12 protein-coding genes and 1 pseudogene are annotated in these 15,128 nt (G+C 61.7%); 5 read left to right on the top strand and 8 right to left on the bottom strand.

Annotated features, from left to right (window positions below):
* Positions 1–250: 250 nt before the first annotated feature.
* From ACXWUF_RS07820 to adk, 6 genes and pseudogenes are all read right to left on the bottom strand, one after another.
* The gene (locus tag ACXWUF_RS07820; RefSeq protein WP_458494111.1) at positions 251–2,977 is read right to left on the bottom strand and encodes a FimV/HubP family polar landmark protein; all 2,727 of its coding nucleotides are present in this window, start codon (positions 2,975–2,977) and stop codon (positions 251–253) included.
* A 128-nt stretch (positions 2,978–3,105) separates the two neighbouring features.
* Entirely contained in the window at positions 3,106–4,128 is a 1,023-nt protein-coding gene (locus tag ACXWUF_RS07815; protein WP_458494110.1) for an aspartate-semialdehyde dehydrogenase, read from the bottom strand.
* A 24-nt stretch (positions 4,129–4,152) separates the two neighbouring features.
* Complete coding sequence (gene leuB / locus ACXWUF_RS07810; protein ID WP_458494109.1) at positions 4,153–5,238, bottom strand: 3-isopropylmalate dehydrogenase; 1,086 nt, start codon at positions 5,236–5,238, stop codon at positions 4,153–4,155.
* A gap of 261 nt (positions 5,239–5,499) precedes the next feature.
* Positions 5,500–6,144 (bottom strand): 3-isopropylmalate dehydratase small subunit, encoded by a 645-nt coding sequence (leuD, locus tag ACXWUF_RS07805; RefSeq protein ID WP_458494108.1) that lies wholly within the window; start codon positions 6,142–6,144, stop codon positions 5,500–5,502.
* A 551-nt stretch (positions 6,145–6,695) separates the two neighbouring features.
* A pseudogene (gene leuC, locus ACXWUF_RS07800) lies at positions 6,696–8,093 on the bottom strand (3-isopropylmalate dehydratase large subunit); the annotation flags it as partial.
* A 114-nt stretch (positions 8,094–8,207) separates the two neighbouring features.
* On the bottom strand, positions 8,208–8,852 hold the full coding sequence (gene adk, locus ACXWUF_RS07795; RefSeq protein ID WP_458494107.1) for an adenylate kinase: 645 nt from the start codon (positions 8,850–8,852) through the stop codon (positions 8,208–8,210).
* A gap of 180 nt (positions 8,853–9,032) precedes the next feature.
* Between adk and ACXWUF_RS07790 the strand changes: the two genes are divergently transcribed.
* Both ACXWUF_RS07790 and ACXWUF_RS07785 read left to right on the top strand, forming a co-directional pair.
* A complete protein-coding gene (locus tag ACXWUF_RS07790) occupies positions 9,033–9,896 on the top strand; it encodes an Rpn family recombination-promoting nuclease/putative transposase (protein ID WP_458494106.1) in 864 nt (287 codons plus the stop codon).
* Between the two features lie 6 nt (positions 9,897–9,902).
* Positions 9,903–10,298 carry a YidH family protein gene (locus ACXWUF_RS07785; protein WP_458494105.1) on the top strand — a complete coding sequence of 132 codons (396 nt, stop codon included), beginning with the start codon at positions 9,903–9,905 and terminating at the stop codon, positions 10,296–10,298.
* A gap of 31 nt (positions 10,299–10,329) precedes the next feature.
* Here ACXWUF_RS07785 and ACXWUF_RS07780 read toward each other — a convergent pair whose 3' ends face one another.
* On the bottom strand, positions 10,330–11,175 hold the full coding sequence (locus tag ACXWUF_RS07780; RefSeq protein WP_458494104.1) for an HAD-IIA family hydrolase: 846 nt from the start codon (positions 11,173–11,175) through the stop codon (positions 10,330–10,332).
* A 20-nt stretch (positions 11,176–11,195) separates the two neighbouring features.
* Complete coding sequence (locus tag ACXWUF_RS07775; protein ID WP_458494103.1) at positions 11,196–12,017, bottom strand: zinc ribbon domain-containing protein; 822 nt, start codon at positions 12,015–12,017, stop codon at positions 11,196–11,198.
* A 95-nt stretch (positions 12,018–12,112) separates the two neighbouring features.
* On the opposite strand from ACXWUF_RS07775, the gene ACXWUF_RS07770 reads away from it, so the two are divergent.
* The 3 genes from ACXWUF_RS07770 to ACXWUF_RS07760 all read left to right on the top strand — a co-directional run bounded on the left by ACXWUF_RS07770 (position 12,113) and on the right by ACXWUF_RS07760 (position 14,835).
* The gene (locus ACXWUF_RS07770; protein WP_458494102.1) at positions 12,113–13,522 is read left to right on the top strand and encodes a M20/M25/M40 family metallo-hydrolase; all 1,410 of its coding nucleotides are present in this window, start codon (positions 12,113–12,115) and stop codon (positions 13,520–13,522) included.
* 137 nt (positions 13,523–13,659) lie between these two features.
* Positions 13,660–14,514 (top strand): sulfotransferase family protein, encoded by an 855-nt coding sequence (locus tag ACXWUF_RS07765; RefSeq protein ID WP_458494101.1) that lies wholly within the window; start codon positions 13,660–13,662, stop codon positions 14,512–14,514.
* A 99-nt stretch (positions 14,515–14,613) separates the two neighbouring features.
* The gene (locus ACXWUF_RS07760) at positions 14,614–14,835 is read left to right on the top strand and encodes a hypothetical protein (RefSeq protein WP_458494100.1); all 222 of its coding nucleotides are present in this window, start codon (positions 14,614–14,616) and stop codon (positions 14,833–14,835) included.
* Positions 14,836–15,128 lie beyond the last annotated feature (293 nt).

The raw sequence follows: 15,128 nt of genomic DNA, 5'->3' as shown, positions 1-15,128 counted from the left end.
TGGGTCGGGACGGGTGAACGCAGGGCGTCCGGGGCCGCCGAAGGCAATCACCGCCCGCGGAGAGGGCGATTCGGGCAGGGAGGCCCGAATCGCACTATCGGAGCGTGGCGCACACCGAAAGTTAGGATTTTCTACCTAGCAAAACCACCCGTAGGCCCGCCTTCAGGCGGCAAAAAACCGCCTGAAGGTGGGACTACGAGCCAAAAGCTGCGTAAGTCCTAATTAATCATCCGAGGAAGGTGGGTAGGGATTAGGCCGCGTCGGCCTTGCCCATTTTGGAGAGCAGTTGCCGGGCCTCCGCCTTTTGCTTGTCATTGCCGGTGGCCAGCACGTCTTGGAGGATTTCGCTCGCCGATTCTTCGTCCTCCATGTCGGCATAGGCTTTGGCGAGGTCCAGCTTGGTTTCCACCTGATCCATGTCGGTCAGGCCGGCGTACAAATCGCCGGATTCTTCCTGCATCTCCGCCGTCGCTTCGGTTTCCGCAAGGCCAAGGCTCGACTGCTCGAACAAGCTCAAATCGAATCCCAGCCCACTCAGGCTCAAATCGCCGCCCGCCGCAGGGCTGGTGGGTTCGGGTTTCGGGGCCGGTTCTTCCTGCTTTAGTGAATCCGTCAGGTCGCGGAGGATGTCGTCGATGGTTTTGTCGGCTTGTTCCTCGTAGCTTTCCTCCGGCGGCGCCTGTGGTTTCGGGGCGGGACTTCCGAAATCGAAAGCCAGCAGGTTGTCGAGTTCCGGGGCGGCCTCGGGTTTCGGAGCCGCCTTGGCAGGCGCGGGGGTGGACGCTTTGGGTTTGCTGATGCCCAACGAGGCGAGGTCGAAATCCAACGCGGCGAAGCGCTCAGCTTCCCCTGGCTTGACGACTGGGGTGCCCAGGTCGTCCGCGCTACTGCCGAAGTCAAGGGCGATTAAGTCGGTGTCACCATCGCCGGAGAGGCTTGGCTCGGAAAATTCGATTTCAAAGCGCTTGAGATCGTCGATGAGGTCGTCGGACAAATCCAGCGAACCCAATCCCATGGTGGAGTCGAAGCTCTTATCAGCCGCTTTGGGGGAGGCGGAGGCGGACCCTTGGAACAAGGCGCTGCCTGGCGCCAGTTCCCGCCCCATTTCAACAACTTTGTTCCAAAACTCCGGCTGACCATCCTTGCGCTGGGCCTTGAGTTCCTTGGCGTAGTTTTCGTAAGCCGCCCGGTTTTCCGTGGTGTGGTAAATCTCAAGCAGCTTCAGCTTGCACTCGTCGCGCTCCGGGTGCTGGCTGATGGCGTGGCGTATGAGTTCCTCGGCCTGCTTATATCTGCCATAGGCCAGATAAACGTCCGCCTCGGAGATTGGGTCGACTTCGTCGGTCTCGGATCCCAGGGTGTCGAAATCGCTGGGCGTGAATTCGCTGAGGAAGGAACTCTTGGGCGCGGCGATGGGTTCGACCGCTGGCTCGGCGGACGTGGGGCGTATCGTCGAGAATTGCCCAGCGCCACCCAAAGAGGCTTGTCGACTGGCGCGCTCGGCGGCGATCAGGATGCTTTCCGTCTCCGCGATGATGGCGTTGCGGCGGCGGCGGATCAGCAAGGCCGTGACCCCCAGTATCACAGCGCTCCCGGCTATGCCCAGGTAGGTGGGGTCGGTCATCCAATCGGATGCTTCGGGCGCGGGAGTGACCACCGGGGGCGTAGGTGCCGGTTTGGGTTTGGGCGGCGGCGCGGGTTGGGGCGGAGTCACGCCCGGCTTGGGGGATTCCGGCGCAAGGGAGGGCGTGGGTTGTCCGGCGGTGGGCGCGGCAACGGGCGGCTGTGGCGACGGCGGAGTGACAGCGGAGGGTTGTGCCTGGGGCGGAGGCGTCACGGCTTGTGGCGCTGCCGACTTCGGCGGAGGAAGCTCGGCAGGCGGCGGCGTGGCCGCGGTGCCGTGCGGCTGGGTTTGCAGCGTGGCGATTTCCTCATCCTTGATGGAGAGTTTTCGCTGCATCTCGGACAGTTTTTGCTCAAGCTGGGCTAGCCGGGAGCGCAGTTCCTCGTTCTCCTGCTTGGCGGTTTCGGCGACCTCAAGCGCCAAATCGCCCCTGCCTTTGCCACCGCCCGCTTGGCTCGCAGTGCCTTGACCCTTGGTGTCCGCCGGAGCCAAGAGCTTGAGTTGGTTTTGTGGGCCTTCGCCCTCCGCCAGTTGGGGGATGCGCGCACCCGCCATGCGGCTGGTGTTCCAGCCTTGCTGGCGGGCGTACTCGATCCTCGCCTGCGGCGGGCTGAGTTGCGCGATGAATTCACGGGTCGGCATGCGCAGGGTCGCGCCTGCTTTAAGGCTGTTGACGCCACGGGCAAATGCCTGGGGATTGGCCCGGTACAGGCCCATCACCATTTGTTCGTGGGTCAGGGAGGCATCGTTGTTCAGCGCCTTGGCGATCCCCCACAGGCTTTCGTCGCGGCGAACCGGGCCATAGGCTTCGTTGGTGAGTTGCTCCTCCGACGGAGGTGGTGCCGCTGGAGCGGCCACTGGCGGGGCGGCGCTGACGGTGCGTTGCGCCGACCGGCGCACCGGCGGTGCAACGTCGCCGGAACGGCTGATTTCGGCCACCCGCTCGTAGCGGCGCACGGGGCGCTCCACCATGGCGGGTTCAGTCTCGGCCACCGCTTCGCCCTGCATGCTGGCGGGGGGATCCAGCAAGGCGGTGAATTCGCGCACCACCCGGCCTTGCGGCCAATTGACTTCCACCAGGAAGTTCAGGAACGGTTCGCGCATCACGTCCCGCGAACTGACCTTGATGACGTAAGTGCCGTTGGCGGTTTGGGCGGGGCTGAATTGGAGCTTGGTGAGGAAGTAGTGCCGCTCCAGGCCGGCCTTGGTGTAGGCTTCGGGACTCGCTAGGCTGACCCTGACATCGCTCAGCGAATCGGCACCGGACAAGACCAGGGGGATTTCGGCGTCCAGGGATTGATTCAAGGCGGAATGCAGCCTGATGTCTCCAACCCCTAGCGCGTTCGCCCCCATTGGGGCCAAAAGACCTAATATTGTTATGGTCTTTGTTACCTTATGCACTGTGCCGATCCTCCAATCGAGTCGCTAAAACGTACTCATCCGAACGCATGTTTTTCAGCAATAGTCCCGCAAAGGTTAGCCTATAAGTAGGCTTTTACTAGCACTTCGGCGATCTGCACGCTGTTGAGCGCGGCACCCTTGCGGACGTTATCCGCCACCACCCAGATGTCCAGGCCGCGTGGGTGGGAGATGTCCTCGCGGACCCGCCCGACATAGACCGGGTCTTTCCCCGCCGCTTCCGTGACCGCCGTGGGATAGCCGCCGGGCTTGCGCTCGTCGATGATTTCGATGCCGGGTGCCTGGCTCAGCAATTCGAGTGCCCGCTCGGCGGTGATCTTCTCCCGCGTTTCGATATGCACGGCCTCGGAGTGGCCGTAGAACACCGGGACGCGCACCGTGGTGGGATTCACCTGGATGCTCTCGTCGCCCATGATCTTGCGGGTCTCCCACACCATTTTCATTTCTTCCTTGGTGTAGCCGTTGTCCAGGAACACATCAATGTGCGGCAGCACATTGAAGGCGATCTGCTTCGGGTAGACTTCCGGCGTGATGGGCTTGCCGTTGAGCAGCAGCGCCGTTTGCGCCGCCAATTCCTCGATGGCTTCCTTGCCGGTGCCGGACACGGCCTGGTAGGTGCAGACGTTGATTCGTTCTATTCCAACGGCGTCGTGGATGGGCTTCAAGGCCACCAGCATCTGGATCGTCGAGCAGTTGGGATTGGCAATAATGCCATGATTTTTATAGAGAGCGATGGCTTCCGGGTTCACCTCCGGGACCACCAGCGGGATGTCTGCATCGTAACGAAATTGGGATGTGTTGTCGATGACGACGCAGCCCGCCGCCGCCGCTTTCGGGGCGTAAATTTCTGATACGGAAGCCCCGGCGGAGAACAGGCCGATTTGCGCTTTCGAAAAGTCGAAGCCTTCCACATCCTGCACGGTCAGGTAGCCGCCCTTGAATTCCACCTGCTTGCCAGCCGAGCGCCCGCTCGCCAGCGCGTAGACTTCGCCCACCGGAAAATTGCGTTCCGCCAGGATCGACAGCATGGTTTCGCCCACCGCGCCGGTCGCGCCCAGCACGGCCACGTTATAGGTTTTGCTCATAATGAATTTCCTTGGGATGGTTTATCAGTGGGACGCCCGCAGGGCCGCGACGATGGCGTCGCCCATTTCGGTGGTGCCGACCTTGGTGGTGCCTTCGGAGTAAATGTCCCCGGTGCGGTAGCCCGCATCCAAGGCGGCCGTGACGGCCTTCTCGACCCGGTCGGCGGAGGCCGCGTTGTCGAAGCTGTAACGCAGCATCATGGCGACTGACAGGATGGTGGCGATGGGGTTGGCGATGCCTTTCCCGGCGATGTCAGGGGCGGAGCCATGGATGGGCTCGTACATGCCCTTGCCGTTCTTGTCCAGCGAGGCCGACGGCAACATGCCGATGGAGCCGGTGAGCATGGCGGCGCAGTCGGACAGGATGTCGCCGAACATGTTCTCGGTGACGATCACGTCGAACTGCTTGGGGGCGCGGACCAACTGCATGGCGGCGTTGTCCACGTACATGTGGGAAAGCTGCACGTCCGGGTAGTCCTTGCCGACTTCGATCATGATTTCGCGCCACAGCTCGGTGCATTCCAGCACGTTGGCCTTATCCACGGAACACAGGCGGCGGTCGCGCTTCTGGGCGGTCTGGAAAGCGATGTGGCCGATGCGGCGGATTTCCGATTCGCTGTAGACCAAGGTGTTGAAGCCTTCCCGCTCGCCCTTGTCGTTGATGCGGCGACCCCGGGGCTGGCCGAAATACATGCCGCCGGTCAGTTCCCGCAGAATCATGATGTCGAGTCCCGACACGATTTCCGGCTTGAGGGAAGAGGCCGCGACCAATTGCGGGTACAGGATGGCCGGGCGCAGGTTGGCGAACAGTTCCAATTCAGCACGCAGTCCCAGGAGTCCCCGCTCCGGGCGCAGGGAATAGTCCAGCGGCTCCCATTTCGGGCCGCCCACCGCGCCCAGCAGCACCGAGTCCGCCGCTTGGCAGATGGCCAGGGTTTCCGCCGGGAAGGGCGTGCCGGTGGCGTCGTAGGCGACCCCGCCGATGAGGGCTTGCTCGGTTTCCACTTGCAGGCCGAAATCCTGCTTGAGGCAATCCAATACCTTGAGGGCTTCCGCCACAATCTCGGTGCCGATGCCATCGCCGGGCAATACTGCGATCTTCTTGGTCATGCGTCTCTTAATCCTGCTGGGTTCTGACGTGATGATATGTCGGGTTGATGGGCCGATTCCCTTTGCCCGGGAGGGCGGGAAGTCGGCAACGAATTAGTGAGATTGGAATTTTACCTGTTTACGGCGTCCCAATCCCGCTGGAAGAGGAGCCTCGTAGGTCGGGCATGTACCCATGCCCGACAATGCTTGCTGACGGGGCTGTCGGGCATGGGAATACATGCCTGACCTACGGACGGTTAGATAGGCTTGAGATTTACATTTTTAAGCGGCTTCGGGGAACAGCCAGGGCGCGGTGGTTCGGCGCTGGCTTTCATAGGCGCGGATGCGGTCGGCGTGTTGCAGGGTCAGGCCGATGTCGTCCAGGCCGTGCCGCAGCCGGTGCTTGCGCGAGGGTTCAATGTCGAAGGGAATCGCCTCGCCATACTTGGTGGTGATGGTTTGGCTATCCAGATCGATGGTGAGGGTGTAGCCGATGCTTTTGGCTTCCTGGAACAAGTGGTCAACAACACCCGCGTCCAACACGATGGGCAGGATGCCGTTCTTGAAGCAGTTGTTGAAGAAGATGTCGGCGAAGCTGGGGGCAATGACGACCCGGAAGCCGTAGTCCTCCAAAGCCCAGGGCGCGTGTTCCCGTGACGAGCCGCAACCGAAATTCTCGCGGGCCAGCAGGATGCGGCTCCGGGCATAGCGTGGCTGGTTCAGCACGAAATCCGGGTTCAGCGGACGATGGGTGCAATCCATGTCCGGCTCGCCCCGGTCCAGGTAGCGCCATTCATCAAACAAATAGACGCCAAAGCCGCTGCGCCGGATGGATTTCAGGAATTGCTTCGGGATGATGGCGTCCGTGTCCACGTTGGCGCGGTCCAATGGAACCACGCGGGAAGAGATGCGGTAAAGCGGTTTCATCGTTTGGATTTCCTGTTGCGCGAATTGGAATGCTTGCCTTTGCCGTGTTTAGTCGGAGCCGCAGGTTTGGGCGCTTCTGCCACGGGGGCGGCGGATTGAGCCTCGGCAGCGGAGGCGGGTGCCTCTGCTTCCTCAACGACCGGAGCCGGTTCCTCGGCAGCCTCAACCGGCGCGGCTTCGGCGACCACGTCTGGCTCTGCCGGGGCTTCTTCCTCGGGAGCGGCTGCGACGGCCACTTCCGGCTCGGAGGCTTCCTCGACAGCGGGAGCCGGTTCCTCGACAACTTCGACTGGCGCGGCTTCGGCCACAACTTCCGGTTCCGCCGAAACTTCGGGTTCGTTGGCAGGCGCTTCTTCCGCAACGGCAACTTCGACGGCTGGTTCTACCTCAATAGCTACTTCAACAAGCTCGGCTTCGACAATTACCGGCGCATCCAAGCTTTCCTCAGCGACGGCGGAAACGGGCGCGGCGGTTTCTTCCGGCGCCGGTTCATCTACGACGGTCTCAGCGATTTCCACGCTGGGTGCCACTGCGTCCGTCACCGGCGGTAACTCTCGCACATCCACGAACCGCCCATACACACCCGCCGCCGCCGCCATGGCCGGGCTGACGAGGTGAGTCCGCCCGCCGTAGCCTTGGCGTCCCTCGAAATTGCGGTTGGAGGTGGACGCGCAGCGCTCGCCCGGCTCCAGCCGGTCGGCGTTCATGGCGAGGCACATGGAGCAGCCCGGTTCGCGCCACTCGAAACCCGCCGCCCGGAAAATCTGGTCCAAGCCTTCGTCTTCCGCCTGCTGCTTCACCGGCCCGGAGCCCGGCACCACCAGCACTTGCGAGACATTCGCGGCCTTTTGCCGACCTTTCGCCACTTCGGCGGCAGCGCGTAAATCCTCAATGCGGCCATTGGTGCAGGAGCCGATGAACACCCGGTCGATGGCGATGTCGGTGATCGGCGTATTGGCCTCTAAGCCCATGTATTGCAGCGCCCGCTTCATGCTCTCGCGCCTAGTCGGGTCGCTTTCTTTATCGGGGTCGGGCACCGCCGCGTCCACCGGCACGACTAACTCGGGCGAGGTGCCCCAGGTCACTTGCGGCTGAATCGCGCTGGCGTCGATGTCAATGATGGCGTCGAACGGCGCGTCGTCGTCGCTACGCAGCCCGCGCCAAGCGGCCACCGCCTGCTCCCACAAATTCCCGGCGGGCGCCAAGCGGCGGCCATGCAGGTATTGAATGGTGGTGTCGTCCACCGCGATCAGCCCGGCCCGCGCCCCGGCTTCAATCGCCATGTTGCACAAGGTCATGCGGCCTTCCATGGACAAGCCCCGGATGGTCGAACCCGCGAACTCAATGGTGTGGCCCGTGCCGCCCGCCGTGCCGATCTTGCCGATGATGGCGAGGATGATGTCCTTGGCGGTGATGCCCAAACCCAATTCGCCTTCCACCCGCACCAGCATGTTCTTGGCCTTGCGCTGCACCAGGCATTGGGTGGCGAGGGCCAGTTCCACTTCGGAGGTGCCAATGCCGAAGGCCAGCGCGCCGAACGCGCCATGGGTGGCGGTGTGCGAGTCGCCGCAGACGATGGTCATGCCCGGCAGCGTCGCGCCCTGTTCCGGCCCCATGACGTGCACCACGCCTTGGCGCGGGTCGTTCATGTCGAACTCGGTGATGCCGAATTCGGCGCAGTTGCGGTCCAGCGTCTCCACCTGGAGGCGGGACACCGGGTCGGCGATGCCTTGAGCGCGGTTGGCAGTGGGGACATTGTGGTCCACCGTCGCCAGGTTCGCCGAGGGGCGCCAGGGTTTCCTGCTGGTCAGGCGCAGGCTTTCGAAGGCTTGGGGCGACGTCACCTCATGGATCAGGTGACGGTCGATGTACACCAGCGCCGAACCATCCGGTTCGGTGCAAACAACGTGGTCATCCCACAATTTGTCGTAGAGCGTTTTGCCGGCCATAGACTTGATTTTTGTAATAGGGGTTGCGGGTAATCAGGCGTGATGAAAGCCCCGGAGCGAGAGAGGCGCTGGGCGGCGTGCGGCCACGAAGGGCGACAGCCGGACGGCGGCGAATCACCCCAGCGCGGCGAACAGCCTGTCGGTGATGGCGTCCACGCTGCCGATGCCATCAATGCTGGCGAACTTCACGGTTCCTTGTTCAGCCTTTTGCTGGTAGTAGCCCACCAGCGGTTTGGTTTGCTCGTGGTAGACGCTGAGGCGCTTACGCACGGTCTCTTCCTGGTCGTCGTCGCGCTGGATGAGCGCTTCGCCGGTCGCGTCGTCCTTGCCGTCCTCCTTCGGCGGATTGAACACCACATGGTAGGTGCGCCCCGAACCGGGATGGACCCGCCGGCCGCTCATGCGCTTGACGATCTCCTCGTCTTCCACGATGAACTCGATCACGTTGTCGATGGCGACGCCCATCTCGGTGAGGCCGTCGGCCTGGGCGATGGTGCGGGGGAAGCCGTCCAGCAAGAAGCCGTTGGCGCAGTCGTCGGCCTTGATGCGCTCCTTGATGAGGCCGAGGATGATGCCGTCCGACACCAGTTGGCCCGCGTCCATGATTTTCTTGGCTTCCAGCCCGAGCGGCGTGCCTTCCCGCACCGCCGCCCGCAGCATGTCGCCGGTGGAGATTTGCGGGATGCTGAATTTTTGGGTGATGGCCTGGGCCTGGGTGCCTTTGCCGGAGCCGGGGGCGCCTAGAAGAATCACGCGCATTTAGGAATCTCCTCGTGAAGTAAATACGCAATTCTTTCACAAAAAGGGCGGGAATGTCACAGGGCTTGAAATGGGCGTGGTTAGGTATATGGCTCGTCCCGCGCACTGGTTGGGGCCTGTTGCGAAGGTGCATGACCAACCCCATGGCATAATAAAAACCAGATCACAGCGGGCCGAACCATGGGCGACAAAGACATCATTTCCAAGCGCATCCTTAAAAACCTAGTGCGGGATTTCGCCATTCACCTGTTCGGGTTGCCTGTGACCGAGGTGGAGTTGCTGGAAACCGAACACCAGCGCGTCGAAGGACGGCGGGCCGATCTGGTCGCCAAGGTGGCCTTGCCGGACGGCGAGACTTTCCTGCTGCATATCGAGATCCAGAACGGCAACGACAAGCTCATGCACGGGCGGATGCTGCGCTATCTCAGCGATATTATTTTGGAGCATCCGGGGCCGCCGGTGCGGCAATACCTCGTGTATATCGGGCGGGAGCGGCTAACCATGGTGGATGGGTTCGACATGCCGGATTTCAGTTACCGCTACCGGATCATCGACCTGCACGCGGTGGACTGCGGGGAGTTGCTGCGGCGGGATTCGCCGGACGCCTGGGTGTTGGCGGTGCTGTGCGACTTCGGGACGCGGCTGCCCCGCGACGTTATCCACACCATTCTGGCCCGGCTGAAACAGCGGTTCGGCGACCACCCGCCGCGCCTGCGGGAATATGTGGATATGCTGGACATTCTGGCGGGCAACCGGGATTTGAACATCGACATTCGCGAGGAATTGAAAATGCTGACCATTGACGTAGAAAAGCTGGCGACCTACCAATTGGGCATGGAAAAAGGCATGGCGCGGGGCATGGAGCAGGGCATGGAGCGGGGTATGGAGCGGGGCATGGAACAGGGCGCCCGCCGCCAAGCCGTAGAGACGGCGACAAAAATGCTGGGTGCCGGTTTCAAACCGGACCAAGTGGCGTTCATGACGGGATTGGCGCTGGCGGAAGTCGAAGCCTTGGCGAATCAGAAGCCGGCCCACAACGGTTAGCGGGGCGTGACAAACACCGCCCCCGCTCCCATGTCCGACCTCAACGACCCCCGCGTGTTCTTCGCCGCCGAACGCACCCTCCTGGCCTGGAATCGCACCAGCCTCGCCTGGATGGCCTTCGGCTTCGTCATCGAGCGGTTCGGCCTCTTCATGCGGCTGGTGTCCGGCAAGACTGGCGAACCACCCCATTGGGGCATTTCGTTCTGGCTGGGCCTTGCCTTCATCTTCATCGGCGCCTTGATTGCCATGCTGTCCACGCTGCAATACCGGAAGGTGCTGAAAACGTTGAAGCCGGTGGAGATACCTACAGGCTATCGGGTCGGTGTCGGGGTTTTCGGAAACCTAATGGTCGCGCTGTTGGGGATGGCGCTCATCGCGTACTTGTTTCTCGGCGAGAGTTAATCCGGCCTGTGTGGTCGGGCTTAAGCCCGACCTACGGGGCTGTCGGCGCCAATGATTCCAGCAAATACGTCGGCCTCGGCCCCGAATCCCCCTCCGCGAACGCCAGCCCCGACACCCCGCCCGTCACCAGCGCCGAATCAATCCCCACCCCATTGGCGCCGCGAATATCCGTCTCGATCTGGTCGCCGATCATGACCACATTCCGCGTCCTCGCCCGGCGGATGGCCAGCTCGAATAAACCCGGCTGCGGTTTTCCCAGCGGCACGAAACCAATCTCCGGGCGGTGCGGGTAACGCTGCCGCAAGGCGGCTTCGATAATCAGCGCCACCGAGCCGGAGGTGATGCCGAAGCCGTTGGCTTTCGGGAAGATCAAATCCGGGTTTGGCAGAATCAGCGGCACGTCGAGACCCCGGTCCAGTTTACGGATGATCTGGGTTAGGGCCGTATCCACCCCGTCCAGGAACGGAAAGCCCACCTGATCGCCGATCAATAGCGCGTCGAAATCATCGAACGCTTCCACCGCCTTCGCCCCGGCCAGTTCCACGTAGCGGAAGCTCTCTGGTGGCCCCAGCACCGCGCAGCGTTTGCCCACTAGGCCATGGGCGGCGAAATACGGAGCGATGAGCAACCCGGCGGTGAGGATTTGTTCCGGCGCGAAATCCAGGCCGAAAAACCGGTAGCGCTCTGAAGCCCGCTCCGGCAGTTGAGCAGCGGTGTTGGACACCATGTAGTAAGGCTTTCCGGCCCGCCGCAATGCGTCGATGAGTGCCAACGCGCCGGGCAGCGGGCCGTCCTTGTGGACCAGCACGCCGTAAGCGTCCAACAGCAGGGCGTCGTAGCGGGCAATCAGGTGGTCGATGGTGGTTGTGGGTATCATGTTCATGGTATTTGAAAGCATCAAAATTCGTCCCGGCGCAGTTGCCGAAATTGCCGCCACAGCACCGCGCCGCCCCAAACGCCCGCCAACAGCATCGCGACTCGTCCCAGCATATAGGTGAATCCGGCGATGGCGTGATCCCGTTGCAACAGCCCGAGGCGGCCTAAAAGATTGTTCCAGTCGTGCCGGTCGGGGTCATCGTAGCCTGTTCCGCCGCCCAGCAAGGGCAATTCCAGGGCGCGGGCGTCGTTGATGTAAATCGCCACGTCCATGGCGCTTTGTCCCACCCACCACAAACCCACCGCCGCCCCGAAAGCGTTGCCTTGCCGAAGGAAAACAATCATCACAATCAACGGCATCAAGACCTGCCCGAGACTTCCGCCCAGAACATGAAGGAAGTCGCCAAAGGGGCGGAAAATGGTGTGGCCGGCCTCGTGGAATATCAAATCAACCCGGTGCAGGAACGATTCGCCCACGTCAATGTAATCGTCGGGACCATGCGCGCCGAACCAACCACCCCACACCAGCAACAACGCCAGCACCAGGCAGCGGCCCGCCCAGGATGGCGGGCCGGTGTCCGGGCAGGCGAGCAGAAGTTCCGGCCATCCGTCCGGTGGGGGCGGCGGGTCGGTGTCGCTATAAATCACCCGTTTTGGGGCGGGTTCGCTGGCGTCGTCTGGACGCGGTGAGCCGTGGTATTTCTCCCATTTACGGAACACTAGACCGCAGGCGGGGCAGACATCCGGCGGGGCTGGGTCGGTGGGCTGGCGGATGTGGTGGCATTTGGGGCAAGTGGTGTAATTCATGGCGATGGCGGGGGGAGAAATTAGGCGGGCTGGCACGTCTCGCGTCATAGTGTTGGCTGTGACAGACTGTGATGAGCCGATTTTACCGGACCTTTCTGTCTCCCTTTAAGCCTGACTGACGGACACGACTCATGACCCTAACCCCCGAACAATTACGCGCCGCCATCGACCCCTTCTGGGATCAGGACATCATCCCCGCCCTGGTCGAGTACATCAAAATCCCCAATAAATCCCCGCATTTCGATCCCGACTGGGAGGCCAACGGCCACATGGAGGCGGTGCGGCGCTTGGCAGTGGATTGGCTGAACGTCCATCCCATTCCCGGCTGGACGATTCACGATTTGAGCTTGCCCGGACGGACGCCGCTGATTCTGGTGGAAATTTCCGGCGCGACCGACGACACCGTGCTGATTTACGGCCACCTCGACAAGCAGCCGGAAATGGACGGCTGGAGCGACGGGCTGGGTCCTTGGACGCCGGTCCTCAAGGACGACAAGCTGTATGGCCGGGGCGGGGCGGACGATGGCTACGCCCTGTTCGCCGCCGTCGCCGCCGTGCGGGCGTTGGCGGGCCAAACGCTGCCGCGCATCGTGATTCTGATTGAGTTCTCCGAGGAAAGCGGCTCGCCGGATTTGCCCGCCTATCTCGACGGCCACGCCCATCTGATTGGCAGCCCGAAGCTGGTCATCGCCCTGGATTCCGGCGCGGGGGACTATGAGCGGCTGTGGTCCACCACCTCGCTGCGGGGCGTGGTGAACGGCGTGGTCGATGTGAAGGTGCTGGAGGAGACCGCCCATTCCGGCATCGCCAGCGGCATCGTGCCCTCGTCCATGCGGATCATGCGGCAACTGTTGGACCGCATCGAGGATTCCGCCACGGGCGACATCCGCCTGACGGAACTCCGCGCCGCCATCCCCGAGCCACGTCGGCAGCAGGCGCGGGCGGCGGCGGACATCCTGGGCGATACGATCCTGGAAAGCTTCTGCGCTGTGCCGGGACTCCGGGCCGTCAGCCCGGATCCGGCGACGCTGCTGCTCAACAACACCTGGCGACCCACCCTGTGCGTGGTGGGGCAGGCGGGGATGCCGAGCCTTTCATCCGCCGGTAACGTCCTGCGTTCCCACACGGCGTTCAAGCTGTCCGTGCGACTGCCGCCGACCGTGAACGGGCCGGTGGCGGTGGAGGCGCTACGCCGGGTGCTGACGGTCGATCCGCCGTATGGGGCGCATGTGACCGTCGAATTCGATCAGGCGGGTAGTGGCTGGGATGCGCCAGCCTTGGCGCCATGGCTGGAGCAAGCGACCCAGGCGGCGTCGGAAACTTTCTACGGCAAGGACGCGGTTTATTTGGGATTGGGCGGGAGCATTCCGTTCATGGGGATGCTGGGGGAGAAATTCCCGGCGGCGCAGTTTTTGATTACCGGGGTATTGGGGCCGAAAAGTAATGCCCACGGGCCGAATGAGTTTCTGCATATCCCCTATGCGAAGAAATTGACGGCGTGTGTGGCGTTTATTTTGGCGCGGGTAAATGGGTTGGATTAAGCGGGTTCAATTGGGATGTATAGGGGGCGGCATTATATATCCGATATAGGATGCGCTGACGCAGGAAGCGCGTCGGTCTGCCAGATGATGCGCCTCCCTTTGTTGGCGCATCCTATAGCTGACATGATTGGGTGTTTATGAAAAAGTTGTTTTTGGTCGGCTGCCCTCGCAGCGGTACCACATGGCTACAGATTATCCTTGGCAATCATCCTAAGATTGCCACGGCCCGGGAAACCCATCTGTTCGATGTCTATTTACATCGCTTATATGATCGGTGGGATTCCGAAGAAAAATCCCAGGACAAGGACGGGTTGAGGATTCTGTTATCCCGCTCGGAGTTTGATGGCCTCTGTGGTCAGTTTGCCAGCGCGGTGATGAATAAAATAGCCGCCGTTAAGCCGGGCGCTGCACTGGTGTTGGAGAAAACCCCAGGGAATATCAAGAAACATAAGCTGATTAAGCAGTTTTTCCCGGACGCCAAATTCCTGCATATCGTGCGCGACCCACGCGCCGTGGCGGCTTCGCTGTTGGCCGCCAAGCAGGAGCCGTGGGGCAATTGGGCACCGAATGATGTTTATTCTGCGGCGCGTATGTGGCGGGACCATGTCATGCTGGCCCGCCGGGAGCTGGTTTTATACGGCAATGACTTTAAGGAAATCAGGTATGAAGACCTGTCAAACAACCCCACGGCGGTAGTGCATAATATTTGGAAGTGGTTGGCGATTCCCCCGGTGAAGTTTGATCCAGCCGAATTCACTATCGAAAAGATTAAACATACCTGCGCCGAAAAAGCCCAGTCTTCCCCGGCTTGGGAAAACCGGGAGAATTTTTTTCGTCGCGGTACGGTGGATGGGTGGAGCGGCGATCTAACTCGGGATCAGATTATGATTATCGAGGGGATTACCGCCGAATTATTGGAGGAGTATGGCTATACTCCAATTTATGTGGGCAAAAAGAGGTTCGAGGCGCAGGCCGGGGGAAATGGCTTGTGATTCGGTCGTAGCGAGAATAAGACGGATATCGAAAGTATCCCGAAGCGCATCGCCCTGGTTTATGAGGACTTATGCCGGGACGATTTTCACTCCCCCGAATTGGATGATTTCTTCGCCCGGCCCATCCGGCTGGAAAACCCCAAGCCGCCATTACACGGCAGTGAATATGTCGCCAATTGGCCCGAATTCCACGAATTTCTGACCCGCCAGGAGGCGCTGTATTCCCATGGCCTTGACCCGTGCGCTATCAGCTTTCTCGTCGAATCCCTCGAACCCTACAAGTCCAAGCGCGGCGGCACGCCGATGATTTCGCCGGGATAGAAACCTTTTGCCTATTCGTGGGGTATCCCAAAAGCGGCCATAGTCTGGTGGGGGCATTATTGGACGCCCATCCCGATATGGTGATTGCCCACGAACTGGATGCTTTAAGGGTATTGCGCACGGGTGTGGGGCGAGAATTATTGTTCAGTCTATTAACCAATGGTGCTAGTTTTCGGTGCTTATAACCCGAACTCGGCGATGGACAGGGGCACGAAGCCATCCTCCTCGTCCGCCGTCAGGCCGAACCAGCCGACCAGCAGGTTGAAGGCGGCGGCCATCAGCCCGAGGTGAGC

This window comes from Methylomagnum sp. (genome assembly GCF_054333355.1).
Note: the sequence above shows the minus strand (reverse complement) of the source record. Positions and strands in the feature narration are given on the sequence as shown.

What these genes read in the sequence shown, in the direction of transcription:
- ACXWUF_RS07765 (WP_458494101.1), top strand. Translation starts at nt 13,660, where the DNA reads ATGAAAAAGTTGTTTTTGGTCGGCTGCCCTCGCAGCGGTACCACATGG.
- ACXWUF_RS07820 (WP_458494111.1), bottom strand. Translation starts at nt 2,977, where the DNA reads ATGGGGGCGAACGCGCTAGGGGTTGGAGACATCAGGCTGCATTCCGCC.
- leuB (WP_458494109.1), bottom strand. Translation starts at nt 5,238, where the DNA reads ATGACCAAGAAGATCGCAGTATTGCCCGGCGATGGCATCGGCACCGAG.
- ACXWUF_RS07770 (WP_458494102.1), top strand. Translation starts at nt 12,113, where the DNA reads ATGACCCTAACCCCCGAACAATTACGCGCCGCCATCGACCCCTTCTGG.
- adk (WP_458494107.1), bottom strand. Translation starts at nt 8,852, where the DNA reads ATGCGCGTGATTCTTCTAGGCGCCCCCGGCTCCGGCAAAGGCACCCAG.
- ACXWUF_RS07790 (WP_458494106.1), top strand. Translation starts at nt 9,033, where the DNA reads ATGGGCGACAAAGACATCATTTCCAAGCGCATCCTTAAAAACCTAGTG.
- leuD (WP_458494108.1), bottom strand. Translation starts at nt 6,144, where the DNA reads ATGAAACCGCTTTACCGCATCTCTTCCCGCGTGGTTCCATTGGACCGC.
- ACXWUF_RS07780 (WP_458494104.1), bottom strand. Translation starts at nt 11,175, where the DNA reads ATGATACCCACAACCACCATCGACCACCTGATTGCCCGCTACGACGCC.
- ACXWUF_RS07815 (WP_458494110.1), bottom strand. Translation starts at nt 4,128, where the DNA reads ATGAGCAAAACCTATAACGTGGCCGTGCTGGGCGCGACCGGCGCGGTG.